Raw genomic sequence first — 25,242 nt, 5'->3', positions numbered from 1 at the left:
GACGTCCGGCTGCGTCGGGCGCGCCGCGCTGGCCCGATCAGCTCCGGAACTGCTGCACTTCCTCCGCGAAATCGCGGGCATCCGCGTTCATGCGGTGCTTGGTGGCCTCCACCTGCAGCGGCTTCAGCCGGTCGACCACCCGCTGCGACTTCACCTGCTCGCCGACCTGCAGCGCCCGGCGGCCGACCTTGATCCCCTCCTGCAGGTCACCCGCGCGGATGTGGTTGGTCGCCTGCATGCCCAGCCCGAAGGTGTGCGAGCGCTGCATGTCCGAGCCGTACATGGAGTTGGCCTTCATGGTGTGCGCGACGGCGATCGGGGCGTGCTTCTTCGGGTCGAACACCGCCAGCGCGTCCTGCGCGGAGCCGATCATGCAGTGCAGGTCGTGCTCGTCGAAGAAGCGGACCCAGTCGGGGGCCTCGGCGAGGTTCGCGCGGGTGAACTCGTCCTTGGTGCGCCCGAGCATCTCCTGCACCTGGTTCGGCCTGTTCAGCATGCCGTAGGCCCACGCCTCGTTGGCGCACAGCACCGCGACCGTGAGCGGGGATCCGGAGTCCTGGGCTGCGAGCTGCCCCAGCTGGAACAGCTTCAGCGCCTCGTTCGGCTCGTGGTAGTGCAGGTAAACCCGGCCCATCCGGTAGAGGATGCCGGCGGCCAAGCTGTCGTCGCTGGCCTGCTTGGCGAATTCCAGCGCCTTCCCGAAGTGCCCGCGGGCCGGATCCAGCAGGCCCGTGTCGAACGAGGTCCACCCGGCGAGGCTGTGCATGTCGGCCAGTGCCCGGAACAGCTGCGTCCGGACCTTGTCGGCCGCGCTCGTCTCTAACAACTGCTGCGCCCAGGACAGCTGGGCGACCACCGCATCGCGGCAGGTCCCGCCGCCATAGCGGTAGTCCAGGTCGCGCAACGCCTTCGTCGCCGCCTGGATCTGCTGCACGTCGGTCATGCCGATGCGGGACGGAGCGGGCGTCTGCGCGTAGGCAGGCGTCCAGTTGGCGCTCTCCGCTCCGAACACAGCCGCACCCATGGTGACGGCCGCGGCATGGGACAGGAAGTTCCGCCGCTTCACCGACTCGTCCTCCTCAACCTGGGAGTCGCTGGTGGTAGCGACCCGCCCGACCATCGCCCCTTCGTAGGCGAGGCCCATGTAGCCCCTGGGAATCCCCAGCCCGTCGGCGATCCGCGCGAGCACGTCGTAGGCGATGACCTGCCGGCCCTTGAGGATCTCCGACACCTCGGACTGCGACTGCCCGGTGGAGGCCGCGATCTGCCGCTGCGAGACCCCGTGTCGACGCAGTTGCCGGTAGATCGCGCTGACGTCCCGATTCGCCAGTGCCTCTCGCATGGGATCTCCGTCCCACACGTCCGGTGTAACGGGCGAGTCGCCGGTGTCGATGGAACTCATTACGGGCCCCCTCACGCTCAACGGGCGTCAGTCGCAGGGTAAGGGCACTTCAGCAAAGCGGTGAAGTGCACTTCGGTCGGGGTGATCGGCAGCGGTGAACTCCGCCGACCGCTCGTCGTCGCGGTCCGCCCGGTTATCGCCTCCGGGCTAGGCGAACCGCCACGCACTGTTCCAATCTAGTCACCACGGGAACACCCCGGGCGGTGCCGATCCCGGCGAGACGGGACGGGGCCGCGACAGCGGAAACACCCCGACGCGGACGGGAACTGGAGGGATGCGCGGCACGCACCCCCTGCGAACCCTGTGAACCCAACACCCGTGGTCCACGAACTGCGACCCCGCGATCCGTGGCACCACCCCCTGCGAACCCCGCGAGGTGGCCCTCGCAGGAACACGATCCAGGCAAAGCGACCCCGGCCGGTTGCCCGCCGGCGAGCACACGACCGTCCACATCGCACACCCCGACGCGATGCGCGGTCGCGGTTCCCGCCGGAGAACCGGGAGAGCACGACAACCGGACGCGGACAAGCCCGACAACCCCGAATCCCCGACGAACGACCGGCTACCCCGGCCGCCGTTCCGCCCCGGACGGGGCGACACCCCGAACAGCACACCCCGAACGACCGCCCCCGAGCGGGCACGCGGAGCGCCCGGCGCCACCGGCGGCGAGCGCTCCGCACCCCCGACCGACCAGAACCAGGAAAGACAGGACGCGAACCGCGCGTCCCCGGCCTCCGCGGGCCGGTGCTGCCGCACTCCCCTCCCCCGACCGGCACCGGTCCGCGGACTCCACCCCTCCGGTCCGCGCCCCCCGAACGAGACCGGAGATGGCACGGCCCTGGTGTGCGGAGTGCCTCGCAACCCCGAGCGAGGTGCGCCGCCGCACCAGGGCCCTGCCGCGCTCAAGGCTCTGTTGGGCCGTTTTGCGTACGGCCACCCGCAGCGGAGCCTCCCGCGTCGGGTCGCTCCGCGTGCCGCGGAAAGCGGCCCCGCCGCTTGCCCGACGGACAGGTGCGGCCGAGTGCACGAGCACCGATCCGCGGGCTCCCCAGCACCGCGCGCTTCAGCTCATCCGCGGCGCAGGCGCACCCTGGCGGCGAAGTCCTCCTCCAACCGCATCCCGCCACCCTGCTCCTCCGCGCGCGGCGCGGGCACGAGCGTGCTCAGCAGGTCCGACTCGTCGAGCCGGGTGCGCTGCGCCGGAACCATCATCCACGGTTGCCGCGGCCCCAGCAGCGGGGAGAACACGGGCACGAAACCCCGGTCGAGCAGGGAGATCGCGAAGTCGACCGCCACGTGGCCCCGGTCGTCCACCACGCCGGTGCCCTGCCACGGCAGCAGACCGGAGCCGCCGAGGTAGGTGAACCCCAGGCAGCCCTCGCGGCCGGCCGTGACGGTCAGGCGCACCCGGTTCGGGAACATCCGCTCGTAGCCGAACTCCTCGTCCACCTGCAACGTGGCCAGGTACCCCAGCACGGTCTGCCACGCCCGGCGCAGCACCCCGGCGCGCGCCTCGCGCACGCGCGCCGGCACCGACGGGTCGGTCAGGTTGTACACGTCGGCGTAGACGGCGGTGGACCAGCTGATCCGGTCCGCTCCCGGCGGCACGACCACGGGAACGGAGTACACCAGCGACATGAGCATCTCCCGGAACAGCCCGGCGATGCGCGGTTCGAAGTCGCCGATCGAGCCGGCGACGGCCTGCACCCTGTCCAGGGTGCGCAGCGGGTTGTCCGTGATGTCGAATCCCCGCAGCGCCTCGGCCAACCGCTTGCGGTGCCGGGAGATCCGCGCCGCCCGCTCCGCCGGGAGGCCGGGTCCCAACCGGTTCGCCGCCACCGCGTCGATCTCCTCCACCGCGGTCCGCTCGGTGATGCCGAGCAGCTCGATGTACTCCTGGAGCTTGCGCCGGTAGGACTCGGTGATCGCGTGGGGGCGGGTGCGGAAGTGCCGGCCGTCGGCGAGGATGTTGAACCGCACCCCGGGCGGGTGCACGGCGGAAACGGCCTGGGACAGCTCGCGCAGCCGGGCCAGCGCGCCCAGCTCGGCCAGGTCCGGCAGCGGCCCGAGCGCCTTGAGCCGGTTCAGGCACTGCTTGACCGGGAAGCCGAACAGGACCACGTCGATCGGCGCGCCGTCGCGCAGGAACGGCTCGACGTCGGCGCGCAGGTGCTCCGCGCGGTAGTTCGAGCGGGAGCCCTTGAGGAACTGCTTGCGGGTGAACACGTGGTGCAGCGCGCGCAATCGCCGCTCGGTGCGCTCCTCCGGATCGGCGGCCTCCTGGGGGGCGAACTTGTCCAGCGCGGTGCGCGCGGTCCGCTCGGCGCAGCGGTCCACATCGGTCACGATGCGCCGGACCAGCAGCCGGGATTCGTGCTCGCTGAGCCGGACGGCCCACTGCTGGGCCAACCGGTTGCGCCGCAGCGCCCCGACCTGGAGCTCCTCCAGCGAGTGCGTGTTGGACAGCCGCGCAGGAGCCACCGTTCCCGGCGGCCGCGGGGTCGTCTCGAAGGTGGCGACGGCACGGTCGGTGTCCGGCAGCGCCCGCTCCGGGTGCCGCTCCCCCGCCAGTCCCGGCACTTCCACGGCCACCGGCTCGGCACCGGGGAACTGCTCGACCACGGCAGCGCGGTGGGCCCGCCGGCCGTCGAACACCGCGAGAACCTCGGAATCGGGCAGTTCGCGCAGCTTCTCCACCCGCAGCTGCCAGCCCGGCCCGCTGCGCTCGTCCGGCAGGAACAGCAGCGTGCTGTCCGGCACTCCGGCGGTGGCGAGCACGTCCTCGACCGCGCGGCGGCAGCGCTCGCGGCGGCCGGTGGAGAACACCACGTGCCCGCCCGCGTCCCGCACGTCCCACACGAAGCGGGCGAGACCGGCGTTGACCGTGTCCGAACCGGTGCGCTCCCGGCTGCGGGCGTGGAACGCGCGGCGGAACTCCGCGTAGACGGCCCACCAGTCCACCTCCGGGTAGCGGCGGGCGAGCCCGCTGCGCTCGAGGAAGTGCGGCCAGGTGGAGCCGGCGTGCGTGGGCAGCAGCGGCAGGGAGTCCGGTCCGGCCAGTTCCACGATGCCCTCGGCCGCGCCGGGGCGCGGTCCGGAGACCGCGCGGACGGCCTCGCGGATGCGGTGCAGCGGCACCAGCCCGCACAGGTCCAGGTCGACGACCACGACCGGCCGCGGCAGCCGGGAGTCCCACCGCCGCGCACGGGTGCGCTCCTGGACCCGGTTGAGCACGCCCTTCAGGACCGCGTCCTGCTCGGCGGGGACCGCGTGGGCGATGTCGTGCAGCGGTTCGGAACGGCGCAGCAGCTCCGCCGTGCGCGGCTCGAGGTAGCGCAGCTCCTCGTTGCGGATGCGCTCGGCGCTGCTGCGCACCTGCTCGGCCTGACCGTGGCAGGCTTCGAAACCGGTGCACAGCGCGTCCACGACGGAGTTCAGCGTGTTCACCCCGCCGGTGATCTCCGGCTGGTGCGGCGGCAGGCTCATCGGTTCGTAGTCGCCGAGCACGATCCGGCCGGTGGCCTGCAGTTCCGGGGAGAGCTCGAAGCCGATGTCGGCCTCGTGCACGCCGAACAGCCCGATGCGGTGGGTGTCCAGGCCGAGCCGGAAGGACCGCAGCAGCGGGCGGACGAAGTGCTCGAGGAAGTACGGCAGCACGGGTTCGCGGTGCTCGAACCGGTTGGCGAGGACCTGCCGCAGCAGGGCGGGCTCGCCGTCCGGGCCGGGGCGCAGCAGCGCGGACAGCGTGCAGCGCACCGTTCCCGCCGGGTATTGCGGGTGCCGCGGTGCCGGCTCGGGCACGCGCGCCAGCGCGGCCCGGCCCGTGCTCGTGTCCACCACGGCGGCGGGTGCCGGTTCGGCGGCGCAGTGCATGCGCAGCATCGGGTCCTCGGCGATGGCGCGGCTGAGGCGGGACCAGCCGCGCAGCTGCCGGCACACCCCCGCCCGGTCGAGCTCGCCCGCGGAGCTGCGGCTGAGCAGGCGGATCGCGCGGTTGCCGCGCAGCAGCGTCCCCCCGCAGGCGGTCTCGCCCGCCGCGGGGAAGTGCACGCCGCCGTCGGTCCTGGTCAGCGCGATCGCGCAGCGGCGGGACAGCGCCTCGTTGTCGGCGGGGAGCACGTCGGCGCGTTCGGCGGGCAGGCTCCGCGGAGCCGCGTCCGGCGGGTCCTCGGCGTGCAGCGTGCGCATCAGGTCGTACAACCACGCGGCGTCCCGCAGGCGCCGGGTGCGGCGCAGCCGGATGAGCGTGCGGTACAGGTCGGCCCAGCTGGGGTCGCTGCCCAGCGGGATCCCGGTTCCGGCGCCGCGCCCGACGAGGACGAGGCGCTCGCCGCGCCGGGTCACGCGCAGCCGGTACCCGCCGTCGCCGAGCACGGCGTTGGCCTCGGTCGCCGCGAGCGGCTCCCACGGCGCGGCGGCGGTGGCCGGGACCGCCCGCGCGTCGGGATGCGCGTCGGACCGGTTGCGGGGAGCGGACGGCGCACCGGTGAGGACGTTGCCGGACACGGGGCTCAGATGCCGGCGGCGCCGGGGACGGCCCTGCGACCCGGCGCTGCCCTGGTGCCTCGGGCTGCTCTGGTGCCCGGCGCTGGCCTGCTGCCCGGCGCTGGTCGGGTGCGCGGCGCTGGTCGGGTGCGCAGCGCTGTTCCGGGGCGCGAGGCACTCCTCGACGCAGCGACCGCACCGCCGGGACGCTCCGCAGGGTGGCAACGACAGCACTCCGATGGCCCCCTCGTCACTGCTCGCACGCCCACCGCCGGTTGACCCGTGCTGCGGAGCACGCCGGCCGCGTTCGGCGACTTCGCGCGGGACCGAGCGGCTCGCCGAGCTGGTCCGTTCAGCCGAGCGGGGTCTCGAGGAAGCCACCGCGGGGGTGTGCCCTCCGGTGCTGCAGCGTTCGGCGGATGCACCCCCGCCGATCGCGCGGCTCGTCGCGTCCCGGCGCCCCGTTCGTCGAGCGCTCGTCGATGCGTGACAACCGCGCGTTCACCCACGATGACCTTTCTCACGGAGCACACCGATCTGCTTCACGCTAGATAGTGACCATGTGCTCTGACAACATGACGGACCGCATACGCACAAGGCGTAACGCCAACGGCCCGATGAACGACGGACAACTCTTTCCGGTGGAATCCCCGCCACGGCATGCTGTCTTACTGGCGCCACAGCATCAGGGACCACCGTCAAATGGACCCATTCGTGCTCACCCCTTCGGACCACATCGTTTTCGGCATGTCACATGTCACTGGCAGCTTGATCACCGAGAGACTTGATCCGGCGCCGCAACGCGGACCGCGGAAACGCCCGTTCGTCCGTCCGGTCCGCCCGTTCCGGTACTGATCGCCCTGCAGACCACCGCGGTTCGCGGTCCGCCGCGAACCGCGCGACGACCAAGGAGAGACCCGTGCCCGCCGAAGTGGCTCCACTGCGCCGCAAGCCGGTGCAACAGCGCAGCGCGCAACGCGTGGAGAAGATGCTCTCCGCCTGCGCGGAACTCATCGAGGAAGTGGGCTACGACGGGGTGACCACCACGCTGATCGCCGAACGCGCCGGCGTCGCCGTGGGCTCGCTGTACCAGTTCTTCCCGGACAAGCGCGCCGTCGCGCAAGAGCTCACCCGGCGCAACGTCGACCGGTTCGTGCACACCCTGTCGCAGCACTTCGCCGAACTCGAGATCACGCACTGGTGGGACGGGGTGGACGCCGTGTTCGACGTCTACCTCACGATGCACCGCGAGGTCCCCGCCTTCAGCCAGCTGCACTTCGGCGATGTCATCGACCCGCGCCTGCTCGACTCGAACAAGGACAACAACGTCGTCATCGCCGAGAAGCTGACCACGCTGCTGAGCGAGACGTTCGGCTTCGACCCCGCGGAGGTGCACACCCCGCTCGTGGTCGCGGTCGAAGCCGCGGACGCGGTGCTGCGCCTGGCCTTCCGCCGCGCGCCCGAGGGCGACGACGTGCTCGTCGCCGAGGCCAAGGAACTCGTGCGCGGCTACCTCGCCGCTCGCATCCCCCAGTCGCACACGACCGCGGACCCTCCCCACCCCCGCACCGAGGAGCCCCGCACCGGCGGATCCCGCGCCGACGAGGACGCGCAGGACCTGCCGAACGCCCCCTCCGAGGTGGAGGAGGGGTCGGGTTCGGACGGCGCTCCACCGCGACCGGTGGAGGTGCCCGCCGGGCGCTGCTGAGCCCGGCGGGCCGAACCGCGACGAACGCCGCGGATCCGCGCACCGGCGGCGCGCGCCCCGCGGCGGCGCACGCGCGGCCTTCCCGCGAGCGGGGGCGGCCGCAGGGGGTGCGTCTCGCCGCGATCAGCGCGCCACCGCGGTGCGCAGGGCCTCGACGATCGGCGTGGCGCCGTTGACGACCTCCAGCGCCTTGCGCACCGAGCGCCGCTCGTCCAGCACCGCGACCGCGGTCGCGGCGACGTCGGCGCGCGTCACGTCATCGCGCGCGACGGAAGCCGCCAGCTCCACCAGCCCGGTGGGTTCGCCGTCGGTGAGCCTGCCGGGGCGCAGGATGGTCCAGTCCAACTGCCGGCTGCGCAGGTCGGCTTCGGCTTCCCGCTTCGCGTCCAGGTAGGCGCCGAACACCTCCCCCACGTCCGGCGGGTTCGGCCGCGTCGTCCCCATCGCGCTGATCTGCACGAAGCGGGCGACGCCGGCGGTCTCGCAGGCCTCGGCCAGCAGCACCGAACCGGCGCGGTCGACGGTGTCCTTGCGCGCGGCACCGCTTCCCGGCCCCGCACCGGCGGCGAACACCGCTGCGTCCACACCGGACAGTTCACCTGCCACCGTGCGGGCGTCGGCGTTCTCCACGTCCACCACGCGGGGCAGCGCTCCGTCCTCGATCACGTCGGCCACGTGGTCCGGGTTCCGGACGAACCCCGTCACTTCGTCCCCGCGCCGCACCAGCTCCCTGGTCAGGTGCCGCGCGATCTGTCCGTGCGCTCCGGCGATCGCGACTCGCATGCGCCCCACCGTATCCAACGGAGCTCAACCGCGTGCGGTGTCGCGGCGAGCGGAGTGTCGCAGCGCGGTCGTGCTCACCGAGCCGGCGGTCACGAGCGCGGGGCCGGCTCGGTCAGCTCGACGAGCTGGGCGTAGACGACCTCGTTGATCCACCGGGAGACCGCGGTGTGCTCCATCGGCGGTTCGTCGTGCCAGCACCGGCCGGCGAGCTCGGTGCGCACCGCGTCACCGTCCACACTCACCACAGCGGTGCCCGCCTGCCGCGCGCGGAACAGGCAGTTCTCCACGAACCCCTGCTCGGCGGCGACGCCCTGCGACACGACCATCGCCGTGTCCGCGTAGCGCGCGAACGGCGCTGCCGCGGTCAGCGCGCTGCGCCAGTGCCGCGCGGGCGCCAGCACACCGCTCAACCGCACCGCGGCGGGCGGAACGCGTCCCGCCATCTCCGGCCACACCCACGTGGCCACCTCGCTGCGGTCGAGCACGGGGCCGCTCCCCAGGCACAGCCGCTCGGCGTGGGCCTCGGGGACGAGTTCGGCGACCGGGACCACGTGCCGCCCCAACAGGCGCGTGGGGTGCAGCACGGTCCCCGTCCATCCCAGTTCGCGCGCCACGGTCTCGGCCACGCTGCCGACGGTGCTCGACGTTTCGAAGGGCGCGCGGGCCTGCGGCGCGCAAGGACGCGGCGCGTCGGTCTCGGCCGCGGCGCGTCCGGGCATTCCGGTCACGGCTCTGTGCCTCCCTCTTCCTTGCCGGGGTCCCCGCGCGGTCGGCCGTCGCGGACGTGCGCAGGGCTCGACCTGACTTAAACACCTCGGCAGGCTCACTGGGCGGGCTTGGCAGGCGCGTTGCGACCGACGGCGCGCGGTCGTCGGTGGCCGGTCGGTGAACGGTCACGGGGTTTCGGTCCCGCCATGCGGCCATTCAGGTGATCCGACCGGCGGACCGCCCGCGGCGCCCGCGCAGCGGGAATCAGCCTCGCACCGCCGCGGAACTGCGGCACCGCCTCACCGCGATACCGCGTTCACCTCGAGCTGGTCCTGCTCCAACCGCTGGCGGATCGCCTCGGCCGCCGGAAGCAGCGGTTTGACCAGTTTCGGCACATCGGCACGAGCGCTGTGCGCGACCACGCCGAGCGCCGCCACGACGCCGCCGCCCTGGTAGACGGGCACGGCCACCGAGCAGTTCCCCAGCGTCATCTCCTCCTGGCACTGGGCGAAGCCGCGGTGCCGCACCGAGCGCAGCTCGCGCGTCAACCTCCCGGGCTCGGTGATCGTGAACGAGGTGTGCCGCGAGAGCCCCTGCGCGCAGCACTGCTGCAGCACCGAGCTCGGGGAGTGCGCCAGCAGCACCTTGCCCACGCCCGTGGCGTGCAGCGGCAGCCGGCCGCCGGCGCGGGAGACGATCGGCACCGCGCGGGGCGCGCTCAGCTTCTCCACGTAGATCGCCGACAGCCCCTCGCGCACGGCCAGGTGCACGTTGTGCCGGGTGTTCTCGCACAGTTCCTGCAGGTAGGGCATGGACAGTTCGCGCAGCCGGCTGTTGACCGGGGCGAGCAGCCCGATCTCCCACAGCCGCAGTCCGATCGTGTACTGCCCGTGGGCGTCCCGCTGCAGCGCGCCCCACAGCTCCAGTTCGCGCACCAGGCGGTGCGCGGTGGCCAGCGGGATCGAGGCGCGGCGCGCGATGTCGGTGAGGGTGAGCCGGGAGTGCTCCATGTCGAAGGCCGTCAACACGCTGAGCGCACGCGCTGTTACCGAGCGCCCGGGGTCGCGACTGTTTCCCGCCATCGCCGTCCTCCCTGCGGATTCTGCGGTGGAATGTGCATCACCTCAGCACAGGTGAGCGGCCCGGCCAAGAGGTCGCAACGGAACTGTTCACCCAGGACCGGACCCGGCCGGGAGCGGGCGGGCAGCGCCGCCCGCGGACCACCCGGCAGAGGCGGAAGGAATTCCTCCGTCCTCTCGCGCGCGGGCGCGCGAGAGGCCCGACATCCCTACCCGCACCGAAGCGCCGCCTCCCGCACGCGGGAGGAAGGCTCGCGGAAGTCGGGCCAACGGGCGCGCGGTTCGGTGGCGCGTGCTCCGCCGCGCCGGGCCGCCCGGCGAGCGGCGACGCTCACAGCCGCGCGGGCGTGACATTCACCTCGACCCCGCGCGCAGCTCGACGGCGCGCCGGCGGTGTCCGCCGCGCGCTGAACCGGAACAACCGCGCGTCGCGGGCGGCGGTGCACTGCCCGGACATGAAAAGTCCCCCCGGCACTGCCGGGGGGACCTCGGTGGGCGAGGAGGGAGTTGAACCCTCACGTCCTTCCGGACACACGGACCTGAACCGTGCGCGTCTGCCTTTCCGCCACTCGCCCGTGGCTCGAAAAAGCCTACCGGATGGCTTCTTCGGCGTACCGTGGGGGGTGCTCACGTTCCCGATCAGCGACCGGCCGGCCACCAGCCGTCCGTGAAGTCGCCCTCCGCGGTAGCTGTTACACAGCTTAGCAGCCGCCGCGAACGGGGTTTCCCAGGGGGTGGCCTTCCCCCCGGGGAAGTTGGGAACTGGGCAGTGTCAGCGCACGTTGGCACGGATACGATGGTCGTCGGGAGTCGTACGCGTGGAGGGAGATGCCGTGGGCCTCGTGCAGCGCTTCGAGCGCCGACTCGAAGGCATCGTCGGTAACGGCTTCGCGCGTGTATTCGGGGGGAAGGTCGTTCCCCAGGAGATCGCGCAAGCCCTGCAGCGGGAAGCCGATCTGCAGGTGCGCGAGCTCGCTGGTGGTCGACTGCTCGCGTGCAACCACTATGTTGTGCAGTTGAGCCCATCGGATCACGATCGGCTCACGGAGGAGGAATACCGCGTAACCGACCTCCTCGCCGAGTGCGTGCAGGAGCATCTCACCGAACAGGGGTGGGACACATATGGTGACGTCGTAGTCTCCCTGGAGCGCTCTGAGACGCTGCACACGGGACAGTTCCGAATCAGCTCGACCGTCGACCCCGACGTGACTCGACGGCCGGCACAACCTCGTACCGCAGGAGACCGACCCATGAGCCAGCCACCAGGCCAGTACCCCCAGGGAGATCCGTACGCCCAAGGGCAGTACGGCTACGGCCAAGGGCAGGACCCCAACTACGGGTACGGGCAGCCCGGTTACGACCAGGGCTACGGGCAACCCGGCTACGGCCAGCCCGGCTACGGCCAGCCCGGTTACGACCAGGGTTTCGACCCTGCGTACGGCCAGCCCCCGGGCTACGACCAGGGTTACGGCCAGCCGGGCTACGGACAGCCCGGGTACGGCCAGCCGGGCTACGGACAACCCGGTTACGACCAGGGCTACGGGCAGCCGGGCTACGGACAACCCGGTTACGACCAGGGCTACGGGCAACCCGGCTACGGCCAGCCCGGATTCGACCAGGGCTACGGCCAGCCCGGGTACGGTCAGCCCGGCGCCTACGACCCCGGCTACGGGCAGCCGGGCTACGGACAGCCCGGTTACGGGCAGCCGGGCTACGGACAACCCGGATTCGACCAGGGCTACGGCCAGCCCGGCGCCTACGACCCCGGCTACGGCCAGCCGCCGTTCGACCCCGGCTACGGCCAGCCCGGCTACGGGCAGCCGCAACCGGGTGCCTACCCGGGATCCGGCGGGTTCCCCGAGCAGCCGTACCCGCAGCAGCCCGGCGGTGCCTACCCGCCGAGCGGTCCCGGCGGCTACCCGCAGCAGCCCCCGGCTCCCCCGCAGCAGCTCACGGCGACGCTGCACCTCGACGACGGATCGAACCGCTCGTACACGCTGCAGCACGGCTCGAACATCATCGGCCGCGGCCAGGAAGGGCAGTTCCGCCTGCCCGACACCGGCGTGTCGCGCAAGCACATCGAGATCACCTGGGACGGTCAGAGCGCGATGCTCGCCGACCTGGGCTCCACGAACGGCACCACGGTCAACGGGACTCCGGTGCAGACCTGGCAGCTGGCTGACGGGGACGTGATCAGGGTCGGGCACTCCTCCCTGGTCTTCCGCTCGCAGCCGATGTGAGATCGGGCGGGCCACCCGTCCCCGGAGGAGAGTAGGAGCGTCACAACAGGTGCCAGAGCTGGTGATTCAGCTGACCAGAGCAGGGTTTCTCGCCCTGCTCTGGTTGTTCGTGCTGGCCGCGCTGCGCGTGGTGCGTTCCGACCTGTTCTCGGCCTCCGGGATGCGTGCCCCGGTGCCCGGTTCGGGCAAGCTCGGCGGCAAGAAGCAGCCGAAGCAGTCCCGAGGCCGGAACAAGGCACCGCGGAACAAGGCACCGCGGAACCTCGTGGTGACCCACGGCGCGTTGGCAGGCACTCGCATTTCGCTGGACGGCCGACCGATCCTGATCGGCCGAGCCGACGACTCCACGCTGGTGCTCGACGACGACTACGCCTCGACACGACACGCGAGACTGTCGCTCCGTGGCAGCACGTGGTACGTGGAAGATCTAGGCTCTACCAATGGCACATACCTCGATCGGGCGAAGGTCACAGGGCCAACTGAGGTCCGGCTCGGAGTTCCGATCAGAATCGGCAAGACGGTGATCGAGCTGCGCTCATGACCCTCGTCCTTCACTACGCAGCCCGCAGCGACCGGGGTCTGGTTCGCTCCAACAACCAGGACTCGGTCTATGCCGGCCCACGACTACTCGCCCTCGCGGACGGTATGGGTGGCCATGCCGCCGGTGAAGTGGCCAGCAAGGTCGTCGTCGCGGCGCTCGCGCCACTGGACGACGACGAGCCCAGCGACGACCTGCTCGGCCAGCTCCGCGACGCGGTGCTGGCCGGCAACAGCGCCATCTCCGAGCTGGTGTCCGAGGACCCCGAGCTCGAGGGCATGGGGACCACGCTCACCGCGGCGCTGTTCGCGGGCAGCAAGCTGGGCCTGGTGCACATCGGCGACTCGCGCGCATACCTCGTGCGGGACGGCGAGCTCACGCAAATCACGCACGACGACACCTTCGTCCAGTCGCTGATCGACGAAGGCCGGATCACCGAGGAGGAGGCCGCCAACCACCCGCAGCGCTCCCTGCTGCTGCACGCGTTGACCGGCCACGAGGTGGAACCGAGCCTGGCCGTGCGCGAAGCCCGCGCCGGAGACCGCTACCTGCTGTGCTCCGACGGGCTCACCGGCCCGGTCAGCACCGAGACGATCCGGGAAGCCCTCCGCATCCCCGACCCGCAGCAGTGCGCTGACCGGCTCATCGAGCTGTCCCTCAAGGGCGGCGCGCCGGACAACGTCACCGTGATCGTCGCCGACGTCGCCGACGTCGAGTTCGGCGAGAACGCCCCCATCGTCGGGGGGGCCGCGGGAAATGGCGATGAGCACCCGCAGCCGGACTCGTCGGCAGCCCGGGCCTCCGCGGTCACCCAGCCGCAGCAGGCCCACACGCCGCAGTCCGCACCCACCGCACCACCGCCGGAGGCCGGCCGCCGCCGCAGGCGCTGGCTCGCCCCGCTGCTGGTGCTGTGCGGTGTGCTCGTCGCCCTGGCCGGTATCGCCCTGGTTGGCCGCTGGTGGGTCACCAACCAGTACTACATCGGCGTGAACCGGTCCGACGAAGTCGTCATCTACCAGGGCATCCAGGGCAGCGCCTTCGGCATGTCGCTGAGCAGGCAGGTCGAGGGCTCCTGCCCCGCGGACGCCCCGCCGGACTGCGAACCGATCGAGGTCGGCGACGTGCAGGAGGCGCAGCGCCCGGACCTGCGCAACGGGATCACCGAGGTCGGCGACCTGCAGGCCGCCCGCGAGGCGATCGTGCGGCTGCGCACCACGGCCCTGCTGCCGGAGTGCCCCACGCCGAAGCCCCCGGAGCAGCAGCAGCCCGGTGACCGGCCCCCCAACGGGGATCGGAACGGTGGCGACCGGCCGCAGAACGGCACGGCACCCCCGCCGGAGCCGGGTCAGCAGGACCCGCGGGCCCCGGACCCGAACGCGGCCGATGAGCCCACTCCGCTGCAGACCGAGGAGTACAAGCCGGGCGTCACGTGCCGGACGGTGAGCTGATGTCCGAAGCCGCTGCCGGAACCGATGCGCAGACACCGGAGGAGTCCGCGGCGCCCCGGCCCAGCACCCGGCGGGGCGTCGAACTGCTCATGCTGGTCTTCGCCAGCTTCATCATGAGCATCGCGCTCATGCTGGTCGAGCTCAGCCAGGAGCAGGCGGTCACGGCGGAGCTCGCCTACTACGGGCTGGCGTTCCTGGCGCTGTACCTCGCGGCGCACTTCGCCGTCCGGCGCTGGGCCCCGCACGCCGACCCGCTCATCCTGCCGCTGGTGGCGCTGGTCAACGGGCTCGGCCTGGTGATCCTGCACCGCCTCGACTACGCGGGGGTCGTGGGCGCGCCCTACACGGGCAAGCAGATCCTGTACACCACGGCCGGCGTCGTCGCCATGGTCCTGGTGCTGGTGCTGCTCAAGGACCACCGGGTGCTCGCCCGCTACAGCTACACCAGCGGGTTCGTCGGTCTGGTGCTGCTGGCGCTGCCCGGCCTGCTGCCGTCGAGCATCTCCGAGCGCAACGGCGCCAAGCGGTGGCTGCTCCTCGGACCGCTGTCGCTGCAGCCGAGCGAGTTCGCCAAGATCCTGCTGCTGGTGTTCTTCGCCGCGTTCCTGGTCACGCACCGGGAGCTGTTCACCACCGCGGGACGGCGCTTCCTGGGCGTGGACCTCCCGCGGGCGCGCGACCTCATGCCGGTGGCCGTGGCGTGGTGCCTGTCCGTCGGCATCGTCGCGCTCGAGCGCGACCTGGGCACCTCGCTGCTCATGTTCGGGATCGTGCTGGCGATGATCTACATCGCCACCGGACGCATGGTGTGGGTCACGCTGGGCCTGGGACTGTTCGCCGGCGGCTGCGTCATGGGGTACTACCTGTTCTCGCACGTCCGCGTGCGCGTGCAGACGTGGCTGGACCCGCTCGCCCAGGCAGCGGACGGCTACGACCCCGGCTACCAGTTGCGCACGGGTCTGTTCGGCCTGACCAACGGCGGTATCTTCGGCACCGGTCTGGGTGAGGGCATGCCGGGGCTCACCCCGTGGGCGATCAGCGACTTCATCACGGTGGCCGTCGGTGAGGAGATCGGCCTGGTCGGCCTCATGGCGCTGTTCATGGTGTACCTGCTGATGATGATGCGGGGCCTGCGCACCGCGCTGACCGTGCGGGACTCGTTCGGCAAGCTGTTCGCCGGCGGCCTGTCGTTCACGATCGCGCTGCAGGTGTTCGTCGTCGTCGGCGGCGTGACCGCCCTCATCCCCATGACCGGCCTGACCGCGCCGTTCCTCGCCTACGGCGGTTCGTCGATGCTGGCGAACTACATCCTCATCGGCCTGCTGCTGCGCATCTCCGACGCGGCCCGCAGGCCCCAGGAGCCGGCGCGGCCGAAGCAACCGCAGACGCCGATCGCGGAAGCACATACCGAACTGGTGGAGCGTCCCCGATGAACAAGCCCCTGCGCCGGGTGGCGCTGGCGATGATGGCGATGGTCGTGCTGCTCATGGGCAACGTGACCTTCAAGCAGGTCATCCAGGCGGACGAGTACAACAACGACGCGCGCAACAAGCGCAGCCTCTACGCCGAGTACTCGCACCAGCGGGGGCAGATCATCGCCGACGGCCAGTCGCTGGCCAACTCGTCGAAGACGGGGCAGGAACCGCTGGAGTACGCGCGGAACTACCCGGAGGGACCCGCGTTCGCCCCGGTCACCGGGTTCTACTCGTTCATCTACGGTTCCAAGGGGATCGAGCGGGGCCAGGACGACATCCTCAACGGCACCGACGACAGCATGGCGTTCAACAGGCTGTCCGACACGATCACCGGCAAGGAGCCGCGCGGCGGGAACGTCGAGCTCACCATCGACCCGGACATGCAGCGCACCGCCTACGAGCAGCTCACCAGCAAGGGTTACCAGGGCTCGGTGGTCGCGCTGAACCCGCAGACGGGGGAGATCCTGTCGATGGCCAACGCCCCGTCCTACGACCCCGCGAAGGTGTCCACGCACGACCGCGACGCGGCCGTCGACGCCTGGCAGAACTACGAGGACGACCCGGACGGGCCGATGGTCAACCGCGCCGTGGACGAGACCTACCCGCCCGGGTCCACGTTCAAGCTGATCACCACGGCCGCGGCGCTGGAGAACGGCTACACGCCGAAGAGCCGGGTCCAGGACGCCGCGGAGATCACCCCGCCCGGCACGAGCGTGCCGCTGCCGAACTACGGGAACCTGCAGTGCCAGGGCAACACGCTGACCGCGGCGCTGGCGCACTCCTGCAACACCGCCTACGCCGAGATCGCCGGCGACGTGGGCGCCGACGCGCTGCGGCAGAAGGCCGCCGCGTTCGGGTTCGGCAAGGACCTGAGCGTGCCCATGGACGTGGCCCAGTCGAGCATGGGCGAGATGCCCGACCAGGCCGCGCTGTACCAGAGCGGCATCGGCCAGCGCGACGTGCGCGTCACCCCGCTGCAGAACGCGATGATGGCCGCGGCGGTGGCCAACGACGGCGAGGTCATGAAGCCGCAGCTGGTCCAGAGCACGCGCGCGCCGAACATGTCCGAGATCGACGGTTTCCAGCCGGAGAAGCTCGGCCGGGCCACCTCGCCGGAGGTCGCCCACCAGATCCGGGACATGATGCTGCAGTCGGAGGAGAACACCTCGGGCTCCGGCAAGATCTCGGGCGTGGAGATCGCTTCCAAGACGGGTACGGCCCAGCACGGCCAGGGTTCCGATCCGCACGGCTGGTACGTGGCCTTCGCGCCGGCGGAGAATCCGCAGATCGCGGTCGCCGTGCTCGTGGAGAACGGCGGCGACGAGGGCGCCGAGGCCACCGGCGGCTCGATCGCCGCCCCGATCGGACGCGAAGTGATCCGAGCCGGACTGCAGGGAGGTGGCTGATCGGTGCTCACTTCCGGGCAGCTGCTCGCCGACCGGTACCGGCTGCGCCACCGCATCGCCGTCGGCGGCATGGGCGAGGTGTGGCAGTCGGTGGACGTCCGGCTGGACCGCGCGGTCGCGGTCAAAGTGCTCAAGCCGGAACTGTGCGGTGACGCCGAATTCCTGCACCGGTTTCGCACCGAGGCGCGCACCACCGCGGCGCTGAACCACCCCGGCATCGCCGCGGTCCACGACTACGGGGAGACCTCCGCGGCCGAGGACGGGGCGGAGGACACCGCCTACCTGGTCATGGAGATGGTCGAGGGGGAACCCCTGGCCGCCATCCTCGCCCGCGAGGGCCGGGTGCGCACCGAGCACACGCTCGACATGCTCGAGCAGGCCGGGCGCGCGCTGCAGGCCGCGCACGAACGCGGCCTGGTGCACCGGGACGTCAAGCCCGGCAACATCCTCATCACCGCCGACGGAACGGTGAAGCTCACCGACTTCGGCATCGCCAAGGCCGCCGACGCCGCCCCGGTCACGCGTTCCGGCATGGTGATGGGCACGGCGCACTACATCGCCCCCGAACAGGCCCTCGGCAGCGACGCCACCCCGTCCAGCGACGTCTACTCGCTGGCCGTGGTCGGTTACGAGTGCCTCATGGGGCACCGGCCGTTCCTGTCCGACAACGCCGTGACCGTCGCGATGATGCACATCCGCGACGTGCCGCCGCCGCTGCCGCCGGACGTGCCCTGCGGCGTGCGGCAGCTGGTCGAGTCCACCCTGGTGAAGGACCCGCGCCAGCGCTACGCCGACGGCGGGGAGTTCGCGGGGGCGGTGGCGGGCGTGCGCGCGGGCGGGCCCGTGCCCGCGCCGGCAGCGCTGGCCGCCCCGCCCCAGCCCGGACCTCCGGTGCAGTCCGCGCCGGTCCCCCCGGGTCAGGCGGCACCCGGCCAGGCGGCGCCCGGCCAGGCGGCGCCCGGTCAGGCGGCGCCCGTGGGATTCACCGCACCCGGCCCGCACGTACCGCAGCAGCAACCGGGACAGCAGCCGGTGCCCCAGCAGGCTGCACAGCCGCAGGCGACCCCCCAGCAAGCCGCCCCGCCTGCGGCGGGGCGGCACCCCGCTCCCCCGCCTGCGGCGGGGGGTTATCCGGCGGGGGTGGTGCCCGGCCAACCACCGGCTCCCCCGAACCCGGGTGCCGGGCCTCCGCGGCACCCGGCTCCACCTCAGCCGCGGCAGGTGAACCGGGCCGTATTCTGGGTGGCGATCGTGTTCGCCGCACTGGTACTGGTCGTTCTCGGAAGCACCGCGCTGCTGTGGCTGCGCGGCGGATCCGCGCGGGACGCCCTCCCGTCGCCGGTTTCGTCCGAATCCCGGATCGCACACACCGACCTGGTTTCGACGGCGGCAGTGGGTCACACTGCGCAACGGCATACTGACACGGACGGGTTCACCGTTACCGCCGATAGTGGGACGAGGGACGTCACGGTCACGACCGGACGGACACGTGACGAGGTCGGGGGAACCGTACACACCGCCGAAACGCACCGTGGCAGCCCTTAGCAGGGGCGCACGGCGAGTCGGCACGATGGGACGATCATTGACACGGATCGGAACGACACTTCGATGAGTTCACCGCGACTTCTTTCCAACCGCTACGAGCTCGAGGACACCCTCGGGTACGGCGGAATGTCCGAAGTGCACCGGGGCCGCGACATCCGACTCGGCCGGGACGTGGCGGTCAAGGTCCTGCGGGCCGATCTCGCCAACGACCCGACGTTCCAGCTGCGGTTCCGCCGGGAGGCGCAGAACGCGGCAGCGCTGAACCACCCCGCGATCGTGGCGGTCTACGACACCGGGGAGACCGACTCGGAGAACGGCCCGCTGCCCTACATCGTCATGGAGTACGTGGAGGGGCGGACCCTTCGGGACATCGTCAAGACCGAAGGGCCGCTCAACCCGCGCCGGGCGATGGAGGTCATGGCCGACGCGACCGCGGCACTGGACTTCAGCCACAAGCACGACATCGTCCACCGCGACGTCAAGCCCGCGAACATCATGATCACCGAGTCGGGCGCGGTCAAGGTGATGGACTTCGGCATCGCCCGCGCGCTCGCCGGGGAGCAGGCGGCGGTCACGCAGACCGCCGCGGTCATCGGCACCGCCCAGTACCTCTCCCCCGAGCAGGCGCGCGGCGAGGCGGTCGACGCGCGCAGCGACGTGTACTCGGCGGGCTGCGTGCTCTTCGAGCTGCTCACCGGCGAACCGCCGTTCACCGGCGACTCCCCGGTCGCGGTGGCCTACCAGCACGTGCGGGAGCAGCCCCGCAAGCCGTCCGACCTCAACCAGAGCGTCCCCCCGCCGCTGGACGCGGTGGTGCTCAAGGCGCTCAGCAAGAACCCGGAGAACCGCTACGACTCGGCGGCGGACATGCGCTCCGACCTGGTGCGCGTGCTCTCCGGCCAGCGGCCCAACGCTCCGCTCGTCATGTCCGACGAGGAGCGCACCGCGATGTTCGCCGACGCCGACCCGGAACCCGAGCACACCGCTGCGCAGGAACCGGTCCCACCGGAGGAGGTGGCCGACGGCGAGCACCGGCGCAAGCGGCGCAAGGGGTGGCTCATCGCCCTGACCACCGCCGCGTGCGTGGCCGTGCTGGCCCTGGTCGGCTGGTTCGCGGCGACGACGCTCACCTCCGACGAGCCGGAGCGCATCGCGGTTCCGAAGTTCGAGGGCAGGGCCAAGGGCGAGGCCGTCAACCTGGCGAACCAGCGCAACTGGCAGCTGAACCAGACGGACTGCTACTCCTCGCCCCAGCAGATCAACCGGGTCATCAAGCAGGACCCCTCCCCCGGCGCGCAGGTGGTCAAGGCGAACACCACGGTCACCATCTGCTCCGGCGTCGGACCGAAGAAGGTCCCGGTGCCCGACCTGACCGGGCTGAGCATGGACCAGGCCGCGCAGAAGCTGCAGGGCCAGGGCCTGAAGATGGGCTACAACCCGGAGTACCGGGAGACCGAGGACCCGAACCTCGTGGACAAGGTCGTCGACTGGAACAACCGCGGCAGCGAGGTCAACACGGGCACCACGATCCAGGTCACCATCGGCACCGAACCGCAGACGCAGGAAGTGCCCGACGTGCAGGGCCAGCCCTTCGACACGGCGAAGGCCTACCTGGAGGGCGCCGGTTTCAAGGTCGTCCGCCAGGACCGCGAAGCCGACCAGTCGCAGGGCACCGTGATCGAGCAGTCCCCCTCCGGGGGCTCGCAGGCCCGCCCGGGCGAACAGGTGACGCTCCACGTCTCCACCGGCAAGAAGATCACCATGCCGCAGGTGCGGGGGTCCTCGCCCGAGGAGGTGGAGCAGCAGCTCAGGAGCCAGGGCTGGCAGGGCGACATCAACGAGCAGAACAGGAAGACCGGCAACGAGGACATGGACGGCAAGGTCATCGGGTCCTCGCCCTCGTCCGGGCAGAAGCTGGACAAGAACCAGTCGGTGACGCTCCACGTCGGCGACTACGACGAGAGCGCCACCGGCACCAGTTCCGACCAGCCACCGAGCGGCATCTTCCCGTTCGACTGAGCCGAGCCGGGTCGGGTCGAGCCGGCGCGCCGCGAGGCCGCCGGCACCGCTCGGCGGGTCAGCTCCGCCGAGCGGTGGCGGCGACCCGGCGCATCTCGCTCTCCAACCCGCCGACGACGCCCTCGGCGACGGGGTGGCCCGCCGCGGCCATCCAGTTGGCCAGCATCCGGTGCCCGGCGTCGGTGAGCACCGACTCGGGGTGGAACTGCACCCCCTCCACGGGCAGTTCGCGGTGGCGCATGCCCATCACCAACCGCGTCCCGTCATCGGCCGCGGCCCACGCGGTCACCTCGAACGGCTCCGGCACGCTGTCGGCGGTGACGATCAACGAGTGGTACCGCGTGGCGGGGAAGTCCTCGGGCAGGCCGGTGAACACGCCCCGCCCGGTGTGCTCGATGCCGCTGACCTTGCCGTGCAGCAGCTCCGGCGCCCGGTCGACGACACCGCCCCACACTGCTCCCATGGCCTGCATGCCGAGGCACACGCCGAACACGGGCCGCTGCTGCCCGGCGCACCACCGGACGATCTCCATCGACCGGCCGGCGCGCTGCGGCGTGCCCGGGCCGGGGCTGAGCAGCACCCCGTCGGCCGCCGCGAGGTCCGCGTCGGTGACGACGTCGTTGCGCCGCACCACGCACTCCGCGCCGAGCTGGGCGAGGTACTGGACGATGTTGTAGACGAAGCTGTCGTAGTTGTCGACGACGAGTACGCGCACACGGCCACTGTAGTGGCAAACCGCAGGTGACGCCGGGACCGGGCGGGCATCACCCCTCCCCGGGCCCCGGTGGCCGCGTCCCGGCGGATCCCCGCCCCTTCGGGCGCTCGTCCACGAGCACGCCGTGCACCACCAGGCGCTCGGCGGCGGAGAACTCCGGGTGGCAGGTGGTCAGCGTGATCGGCCTGGCGCGCCGCCGCTCCGGCAGCGCGCCGCGCGGTCTGCCGGGAACCGGGTGGAGCACGTCGCGGCGCTCCGGTTGCACGACCCGCCTGCCGACAGCGCCGCCGTAGGCGGCGCCGAGCGGGTGCACCCGCGCGCAGCGCCCGTCCTCCGCCGGGGGCGGCTCGCCGGGCACCGGCAGCACCCGGTAGACGTACCAGCGCGTGCCGGTCTCCACGACGAGCGCGTCGCAGGTCGAGAGCTGGTCGAGGTCGTTGAACGCGGCCCCGCGTCCGACGCGGTGACCGGCCACGGCGAAGTTGCCGCGCCGCCCGGGCAGCTGCGTGGCCGCGTAGTGGCCCGGGCCGGAGCGGAGCGTGCCCGCTCCGGTGCCCTCGAACACGGTGACGGCGAAGTCCGGGCCGAACGCGGGCACGTGCAGCCGCGCGAAGGCCCGCCCCGGCTCCGGCCGCTGCTGCGCAGCGGGAGGGGCGCCGCCGGGCGGAGGTGCCGCGCCGCGCCACCGCTGCTGCAGCCGCGCCGTGGCCTCGTCCTGCTCGCGCGCGGTGAACCAGTCGGTGACGTACAGCGCGTGGACCACGACCAGCAGCGCGGCGAGGCCCGCGAGGATCAGGAGCTCGCCGAGCACGCGCAGCGCCCGCGCGCGGGAGCTGCCCCGGCGGGCTCGCGTTCCGGCCGTTCCAGGCATGCGGCGTCCTCCGTCGCACCCGGCGGGGCGGAACCGGGGCTCACGGGCTGATCGGTGATTACGTTAACGTAGTCCCCGGGGAACGACCCGTCACGAACGCTGCCGCGTCACCGCTCGTTCCACCGCCGCGGGTCACGGCGGCGGCGCGTCGGTGATCCGCTCACCAGCACGGCCACGGTCCGTTCCGCACACCGGTCCCGCGACCTGACCCGACCCCCGGTCTGGCCCGACCCCGCAATCCGGCCCGGCCGCACGACCTGGCGAGGACACCATGCCGAAGTCCAAGGTGCGCAAGAAGGATCGCTCCGCCCAGACCACTGCCGGTGCGCGCACGCCGGCGAAGCTCAAGGGGCCGACCCATCCGCTGTATCTGGGCGTCATGTTCGGGCTCATGCTCCTCGGCCTGCTGTGGCTGATCGTCAACTACCTGGCAGGCGACAAGATCCCGTTCATCGCCGAGATGGGGGCGTGGAACTTCGCGGTCGGCTTCGGTCTCATGATCGTCGGGCTGATCATGACGATGGGATGGCGCTAGTCGCTGATAATATCCGCTGGCACCAGCGACTCCTGCCCGCCGGCCGCGGCCCCCGGCCCGCCCACCGGGACGGAGCGCGTCCCTGCCCAGCAGAACGACACGGACGTAAGTCATCCCCATGTGGACAGCCCCTGTGGACAACTCGGATCCTCGCAGGTGAGCATGGGTGAACCGAACGAGACCCGCAGCTGGTCGACCCCGCTCGGGATGGTGGTCACCGGCTGGGTCCTCACGGCCGCTGCCGCCGCCTGGTGGCTGCTGTCCACCAACGCGGTGGACCGGCTGTTCATCGGCGTGGTCGCCCTGGCGCTGCTGGCGCTGACCGGTCACGCCACGGCCTTCCGGCCGCGGTTGAGCGCCGACCCGCACGGCGTCACCGTCCGCGGGCTGCGCGGGCGCCGCCGCTTCGGCTGGTCCGAGATCACACCCCGCGCGCACGAGCAGCGCCGCCACGGGCGCACCACGCGCAGCGTGGAGCTGGAGACACCCGACGAGCGGCTGATCGTGCTCGGCCGCTTCGACCTCGGCGCCGATCCGGAGGACGTCGCGGCGGAGCTCGAACGCCTGCACCGCGAGCACGGCGGCACCTGAGGGCAGGCCCGGTGACCTCGGTGGCCGCCCGGATCGGTGGCCGTGTGCTCGGCCCCGCACCGGCCCGTCAGGCAAGCGGCGCAGCCGCTTGCTGAGGGATGGCGCCATCCGCGGTCAGGTGGAGGTCATCCCCGGCAGCACCGCGGCCGCCTGCGCCAGCTGCGCGTCCCGCGTGATGATCATCGCCACGAGCAGCACGAACAACCCCCCGAGCGCGCTCGCCTGCAGCAGCGTGCGCCGCTGCTGCGGCGCGTACACCAGCGCCGCCGTCGCCGCCGAACCGATGACCAGACCGCCCAGGTGGCCGTACACCGAGATCGCCGGGATCGTGAACGTGATCAGCAGGTTCAGCACGATCACCGTGATCACCGGGCGCAGGCTGATCTTCAGCCGCAGCGCCACCAGCGCGATACCGCCCATCAGCCCGTACACGGCACCGGAGGCGCCCGCCATCATCGACAGCTGCTGGCCGAAGGCGAACACGGCGACGCTGCCACCGAGCAGCCCCAGCACGTACACCGCGAGGAACCGCAACCGGCCCAGCACCACCTCCAGGTCCCGGCCGATCACCCACAGGGCGATCATGTTCATCGCCAGGTGGGCCACCCCGAAGTGCAGGAAGCCGGAAGTGACCAACCGCCACCACTGGCCCTGCGCCGTCAGCAGCGGGACCATCGCCAGGTCCGCGCCGAGCTGGGAGTTGAGGTTGCGCTGCGCGCTGCCGGCCACCACGGCCGTGAGCACGAACATGCCCACGTTCAGCACGACGAGCGCGAGGACCACGAACGGCTTGCCGAGCTGGTACTGCGCCCCCGCCACGGTCCTCGGCGTGCGCTGGCGGCGCCGTCCCTCGTCGACGCAGTCCACGCAGTGGTAGCCGACCGAGGCCTCGCGCAGGCAGTCCGGGCAGGCCGGCCGCTCGCACCGCGTGCAGCGCAGGCCGGTCGGCCGATCGGGGTGACGCGCGCAAGCGGGTAACTGCTGCCCCGCCTCAGGCTGCGGCGGCGTCCCGGGTGGCACGCTCACGATGCACCTCGCCGGGCCGTGGGGTCACTGAGCAGCGTTCTCGCCGCGCTCGATGGTGACCTTCTCGATCACGATGTCGTTGATCGGCCGGTCGCCCTGCCCCGTCGCGGTGTGCGCGATCGAGTCCACGACCTCCTTGGAGGCCTCGTCGGCGACCTCGCCGAAGATGCTGTGCTTGTAGTTCAACCAGCTCGTCGCCGCGACCGAGATGAAGAACTGCGACCCGTTGGTGTTCGGCCCCGCGTTGGCCATCGCCAGCAGGTAGGGGCGGTTGAACTGCAGCTCCGGGTGGAACTCGTCGGCGAACTCGTACCCCGGTCCGCCGCGGCCCGTGCCCGTGGGGTCACCGGTCTGGATCATGAAACCGTCGATCACGCGGTGGAAGATGACCCCGTCGTAGAACGGGCCGGAGCGTTCCCCGCGCGCGTTCGGCGCGTAGTACTCCTTGGTGCCCTCCGCGAGCCCGACGAAGTTGGCCACTGTCTTGGGAGCCTTGTTCGAGAACAGGTTGAGCCGGATGTCCCCCTGCGTCGTGTGCAGGGTCGCGGTCAACGTCATCCCGACGAGCGATCCGTTGTCTTCAGCCACCCGACCATCCTGCCATCGCAGAGCGGGCACACCGTGTTCGGGTGCACGATAGGGCGTGGCTGCCCGCCGACCAGGCGTCC

General features: G+C 71.8%; 18 protein-coding genes, 1 tRNA gene and 1 pseudogene. 10 read left to right on the top strand and 10 right to left on the bottom strand.

Annotation, left to right across the window (positions count from 1 at the left end; genetic code table 11):
* Positions 1-37: 37 nt before the first annotated feature.
* Together ACVGV0_RS00165 and ACVGV0_RS00160 are read right to left on the bottom strand one after the other, a co-directional pair.
* On the bottom strand, positions 38-1,402 hold the full coding sequence (locus tag ACVGV0_RS00165; protein ID WP_459157808.1) for a helix-turn-helix domain-containing protein: 1,365 nt from the start codon (positions 1,400-1,402) through the stop codon (positions 38-40).
* A 1,068-nt stretch (positions 1,403-2,470) separates the two neighbouring features.
* On the bottom strand, positions 2,471-5,908 hold the full coding sequence (locus tag ACVGV0_RS00160) for an L-tyrosine/L-tryptophan isonitrile synthase family protein (RefSeq protein ID WP_459157807.1): 3,438 nt from the start codon (positions 5,906-5,908) through the stop codon (positions 2,471-2,473).
* A 967-nt stretch (positions 5,909-6,875) separates the two neighbouring features.
* Between ACVGV0_RS00160 and ACVGV0_RS00155 the strand changes: the two are divergent.
* A pseudogene (locus ACVGV0_RS00155) lies at positions 6,876-7,418 on the top strand (TetR/AcrR family transcriptional regulator); the annotation flags it as partial.
* 300 nt (positions 7,419-7,718) lie between these two features.
* Here ACVGV0_RS00155 and ACVGV0_RS00150 read toward each other — a convergent pair.
* From ACVGV0_RS00150 to ACVGV0_RS00135, 4 genes are all read right to left on the bottom strand, one after another.
* Positions 7,719-8,378, bottom strand: coding sequence for an NAD(P)H-binding protein (locus ACVGV0_RS00150; RefSeq protein WP_459157806.1), 660 nt, complete (start codon positions 8,376-8,378; stop codon positions 7,719-7,721).
* Positions 8,379-8,467: 89 nt separating this feature from the next.
* Positions 8,468-9,097, bottom strand: a complete 630-nt coding sequence (locus ACVGV0_RS00145; RefSeq protein ID WP_459160116.1) for a hypothetical protein — start codon at positions 9,095-9,097, stop codon at positions 8,468-8,470.
* Positions 9,098-9,385: 288 nt separating this feature from the next.
* Complete coding sequence (locus ACVGV0_RS00140; RefSeq protein ID WP_459157805.1) at positions 9,386-10,168, bottom strand: IclR family transcriptional regulator; 783 nt, start codon at positions 10,166-10,168, stop codon at positions 9,386-9,388.
* A 489-nt stretch (positions 10,169-10,657) separates the two neighbouring features.
* A tRNA-Leu gene (locus ACVGV0_RS00135) sits at positions 10,658-10,740 on the bottom strand.
* Between the two features lie 258 nt (positions 10,741-10,998).
* On the opposite strand from ACVGV0_RS00135, the gene ACVGV0_RS00130 reads away from it, so the two are divergent.
* The 7 genes from ACVGV0_RS00130 to pknB all read left to right on the top strand — a co-directional run bounded on the left by ACVGV0_RS00130 (position 10,999) and on the right by pknB (position 20,836).
* Complete coding sequence (locus ACVGV0_RS00130; protein ID WP_459157804.1) at positions 10,999-12,405, top strand: DUF3662 and FHA domain-containing protein; 1,407 nt, start codon at positions 10,999-11,001, stop codon at positions 12,403-12,405.
* Positions 12,406-12,454: 49 nt separating this feature from the next.
* Positions 12,455-12,946, top strand: a complete 492-nt coding sequence (locus ACVGV0_RS00125) for an FHA domain-containing protein FhaB/FipA (RefSeq protein WP_459157803.1) — start codon at positions 12,455-12,457, stop codon at positions 12,944-12,946.
* Complete coding sequence (locus tag ACVGV0_RS00120; RefSeq protein ID WP_459157802.1) at positions 12,943-14,391, top strand: PP2C family protein-serine/threonine phosphatase; 1,449 nt, start codon at positions 12,943-12,945, stop codon at positions 14,389-14,391. Before ACVGV0_RS00125 ends, ACVGV0_RS00120 begins: the two co-directional genes overlap by 4 nt.
* Positions 14,391-15,824, top strand: a complete 1,434-nt coding sequence (locus ACVGV0_RS00115; RefSeq protein ID WP_459157801.1) for an FtsW/RodA/SpoVE family cell cycle protein — start codon at positions 14,391-14,393, stop codon at positions 15,822-15,824. Before ACVGV0_RS00120 ends, ACVGV0_RS00115 begins: the two co-directional genes overlap by 1 nt.
* A complete protein-coding gene (locus ACVGV0_RS00110) occupies positions 15,821-17,272 on the top strand; it encodes a peptidoglycan D,D-transpeptidase FtsI family protein (protein ID WP_459157800.1) in 1,452 nt (483 codons plus the stop codon). The genes ACVGV0_RS00115 and ACVGV0_RS00110 overlap by 4 nt, the downstream gene beginning before the upstream one ends.
* Before the next feature lie 3 nt (positions 17,273-17,275).
* Entirely contained in the window at positions 17,276-18,817 is a 1,542-nt protein-coding gene (locus tag ACVGV0_RS00105; RefSeq protein WP_459157799.1) for a serine/threonine-protein kinase, read from the top strand.
* A gap of 63 nt (positions 18,818-18,880) precedes the next feature.
* A complete protein-coding gene (gene pknB / locus ACVGV0_RS00100; protein WP_459157798.1) occupies positions 18,881-20,836 on the top strand; it encodes a Stk1 family PASTA domain-containing Ser/Thr kinase in 1,956 nt (651 codons plus the stop codon).
* Between the two features lie 58 nt (positions 20,837-20,894).
* Here the strand turns inward: pknB and ACVGV0_RS00095 are convergent, their stop codons facing one another.
* Entirely contained in the window at positions 20,895-21,551 is a 657-nt protein-coding gene (locus ACVGV0_RS00095) for an aminodeoxychorismate/anthranilate synthase component II (protein WP_459157797.1), read from the bottom strand.
* Positions 21,552-21,600: 49 nt separating this feature from the next.
* Entirely contained in the window at positions 21,601-22,422 is an 822-nt protein-coding gene (locus ACVGV0_RS00090) for a class E sortase (protein WP_459157796.1), read from the bottom strand.
* Positions 22,423-22,693: 271 nt separating this feature from the next.
* Here ACVGV0_RS00090 and crgA point away from each other — a divergent pair, with 271 nt between their 5' ends.
* Both crgA and ACVGV0_RS00080 read left to right on the top strand, forming a co-directional pair.
* On the top strand, positions 22,694-22,957 hold the full coding sequence (crgA, locus tag ACVGV0_RS00085) for a cell division protein CrgA (RefSeq protein ID WP_459157795.1): 264 nt from the start codon (positions 22,694-22,696) through the stop codon (positions 22,955-22,957).
* 162 nt (positions 22,958-23,119) lie between these two features.
* A complete protein-coding gene (locus ACVGV0_RS00080; protein WP_459157794.1) occupies positions 23,120-23,548 on the top strand; it encodes a PH domain-containing protein in 429 nt (142 codons plus the stop codon).
* Positions 23,549-23,662: 114 nt separating this feature from the next.
* Here ACVGV0_RS00080 and ACVGV0_RS00075 read toward each other — a convergent pair whose 3' ends face one another.
* Positions 23,663-24,574: a rhomboid family intramembrane serine protease gene (locus tag ACVGV0_RS00075; protein WP_459157793.1), complete on the bottom strand. Its 912-nt coding sequence runs from the start codon at positions 24,572-24,574 to the stop codon at positions 23,663-23,665.
* A 24-nt stretch (positions 24,575-24,598) separates the two neighbouring features.
* A complete protein-coding gene (locus ACVGV0_RS00070) occupies positions 24,599-25,132 on the bottom strand; it encodes a peptidylprolyl isomerase (RefSeq protein WP_459160115.1) in 534 nt (177 codons plus the stop codon).
* Between the last annotated feature and the right edge of the window lie 110 nt (positions 25,133-25,242).

The organism is Salinifilum ghardaiensis (assembly GCF_054491345.1).
Note: the sequence above shows the minus strand (reverse complement) of the source record. Positions and strands in the feature narration are given on the sequence as shown.

Excerpts from the sequence above, each read along its gene's own strand:
- ACVGV0_RS00165 (WP_459157808.1), bottom strand. The coding sequence starts at position 1,402 with ATGAGTTCCATCGACACCGGCGACTCGCCCGTTACACCGGACGTGTGG.
- ACVGV0_RS00150 (WP_459157806.1), bottom strand. The coding sequence starts at position 8,378 with ATGCGAGTCGCGATCGCCGGAGCGCACGGACAGATCGCGCGGCACCTG.
- ACVGV0_RS00145 (WP_459160116.1), bottom strand. The coding sequence starts at position 9,097 with ATGCCCGGACGCGCCGCGGCCGAGACCGACGCGCCGCGTCCTTGCGCG.
- ACVGV0_RS00140 (WP_459157805.1), bottom strand. The coding sequence starts at position 10,168 with ATGGCGGGAAACAGTCGCGACCCCGGGCGCTCGGTAACAGCGCGTGCG.
- ACVGV0_RS00120 (WP_459157802.1), top strand. The coding sequence starts at position 12,943 with ATGACCCTCGTCCTTCACTACGCAGCCCGCAGCGACCGGGGTCTGGTT.
- ACVGV0_RS00115 (WP_459157801.1), top strand. The coding sequence starts at position 14,391 with ATGTCCGAAGCCGCTGCCGGAACCGATGCGCAGACACCGGAGGAGTCC.
- ACVGV0_RS00110 (WP_459157800.1), top strand. The coding sequence starts at position 15,821 with ATGAACAAGCCCCTGCGCCGGGTGGCGCTGGCGATGATGGCGATGGTC.
- pknB (WP_459157798.1), top strand. The coding sequence starts at position 18,881 with ATGAGTTCACCGCGACTTCTTTCCAACCGCTACGAGCTCGAGGACACC.
- ACVGV0_RS00090 (WP_459157796.1), bottom strand. The coding sequence starts at position 22,422 with ATGCCTGGAACGGCCGGAACGCGAGCCCGCCGGGGCAGCTCCCGCGCG.
- crgA (WP_459157795.1), top strand. The coding sequence starts at position 22,694 with ATGCCGAAGTCCAAGGTGCGCAAGAAGGATCGCTCCGCCCAGACCACT.
- ACVGV0_RS00080 (WP_459157794.1), top strand. The coding sequence starts at position 23,120 with ATGGGTGAACCGAACGAGACCCGCAGCTGGTCGACCCCGCTCGGGATG.
- ACVGV0_RS00070 (WP_459160115.1), bottom strand. The coding sequence starts at position 25,132 with ATGACGTTGACCGCGACCCTGCACACGACGCAGGGGGACATCCGGCTC.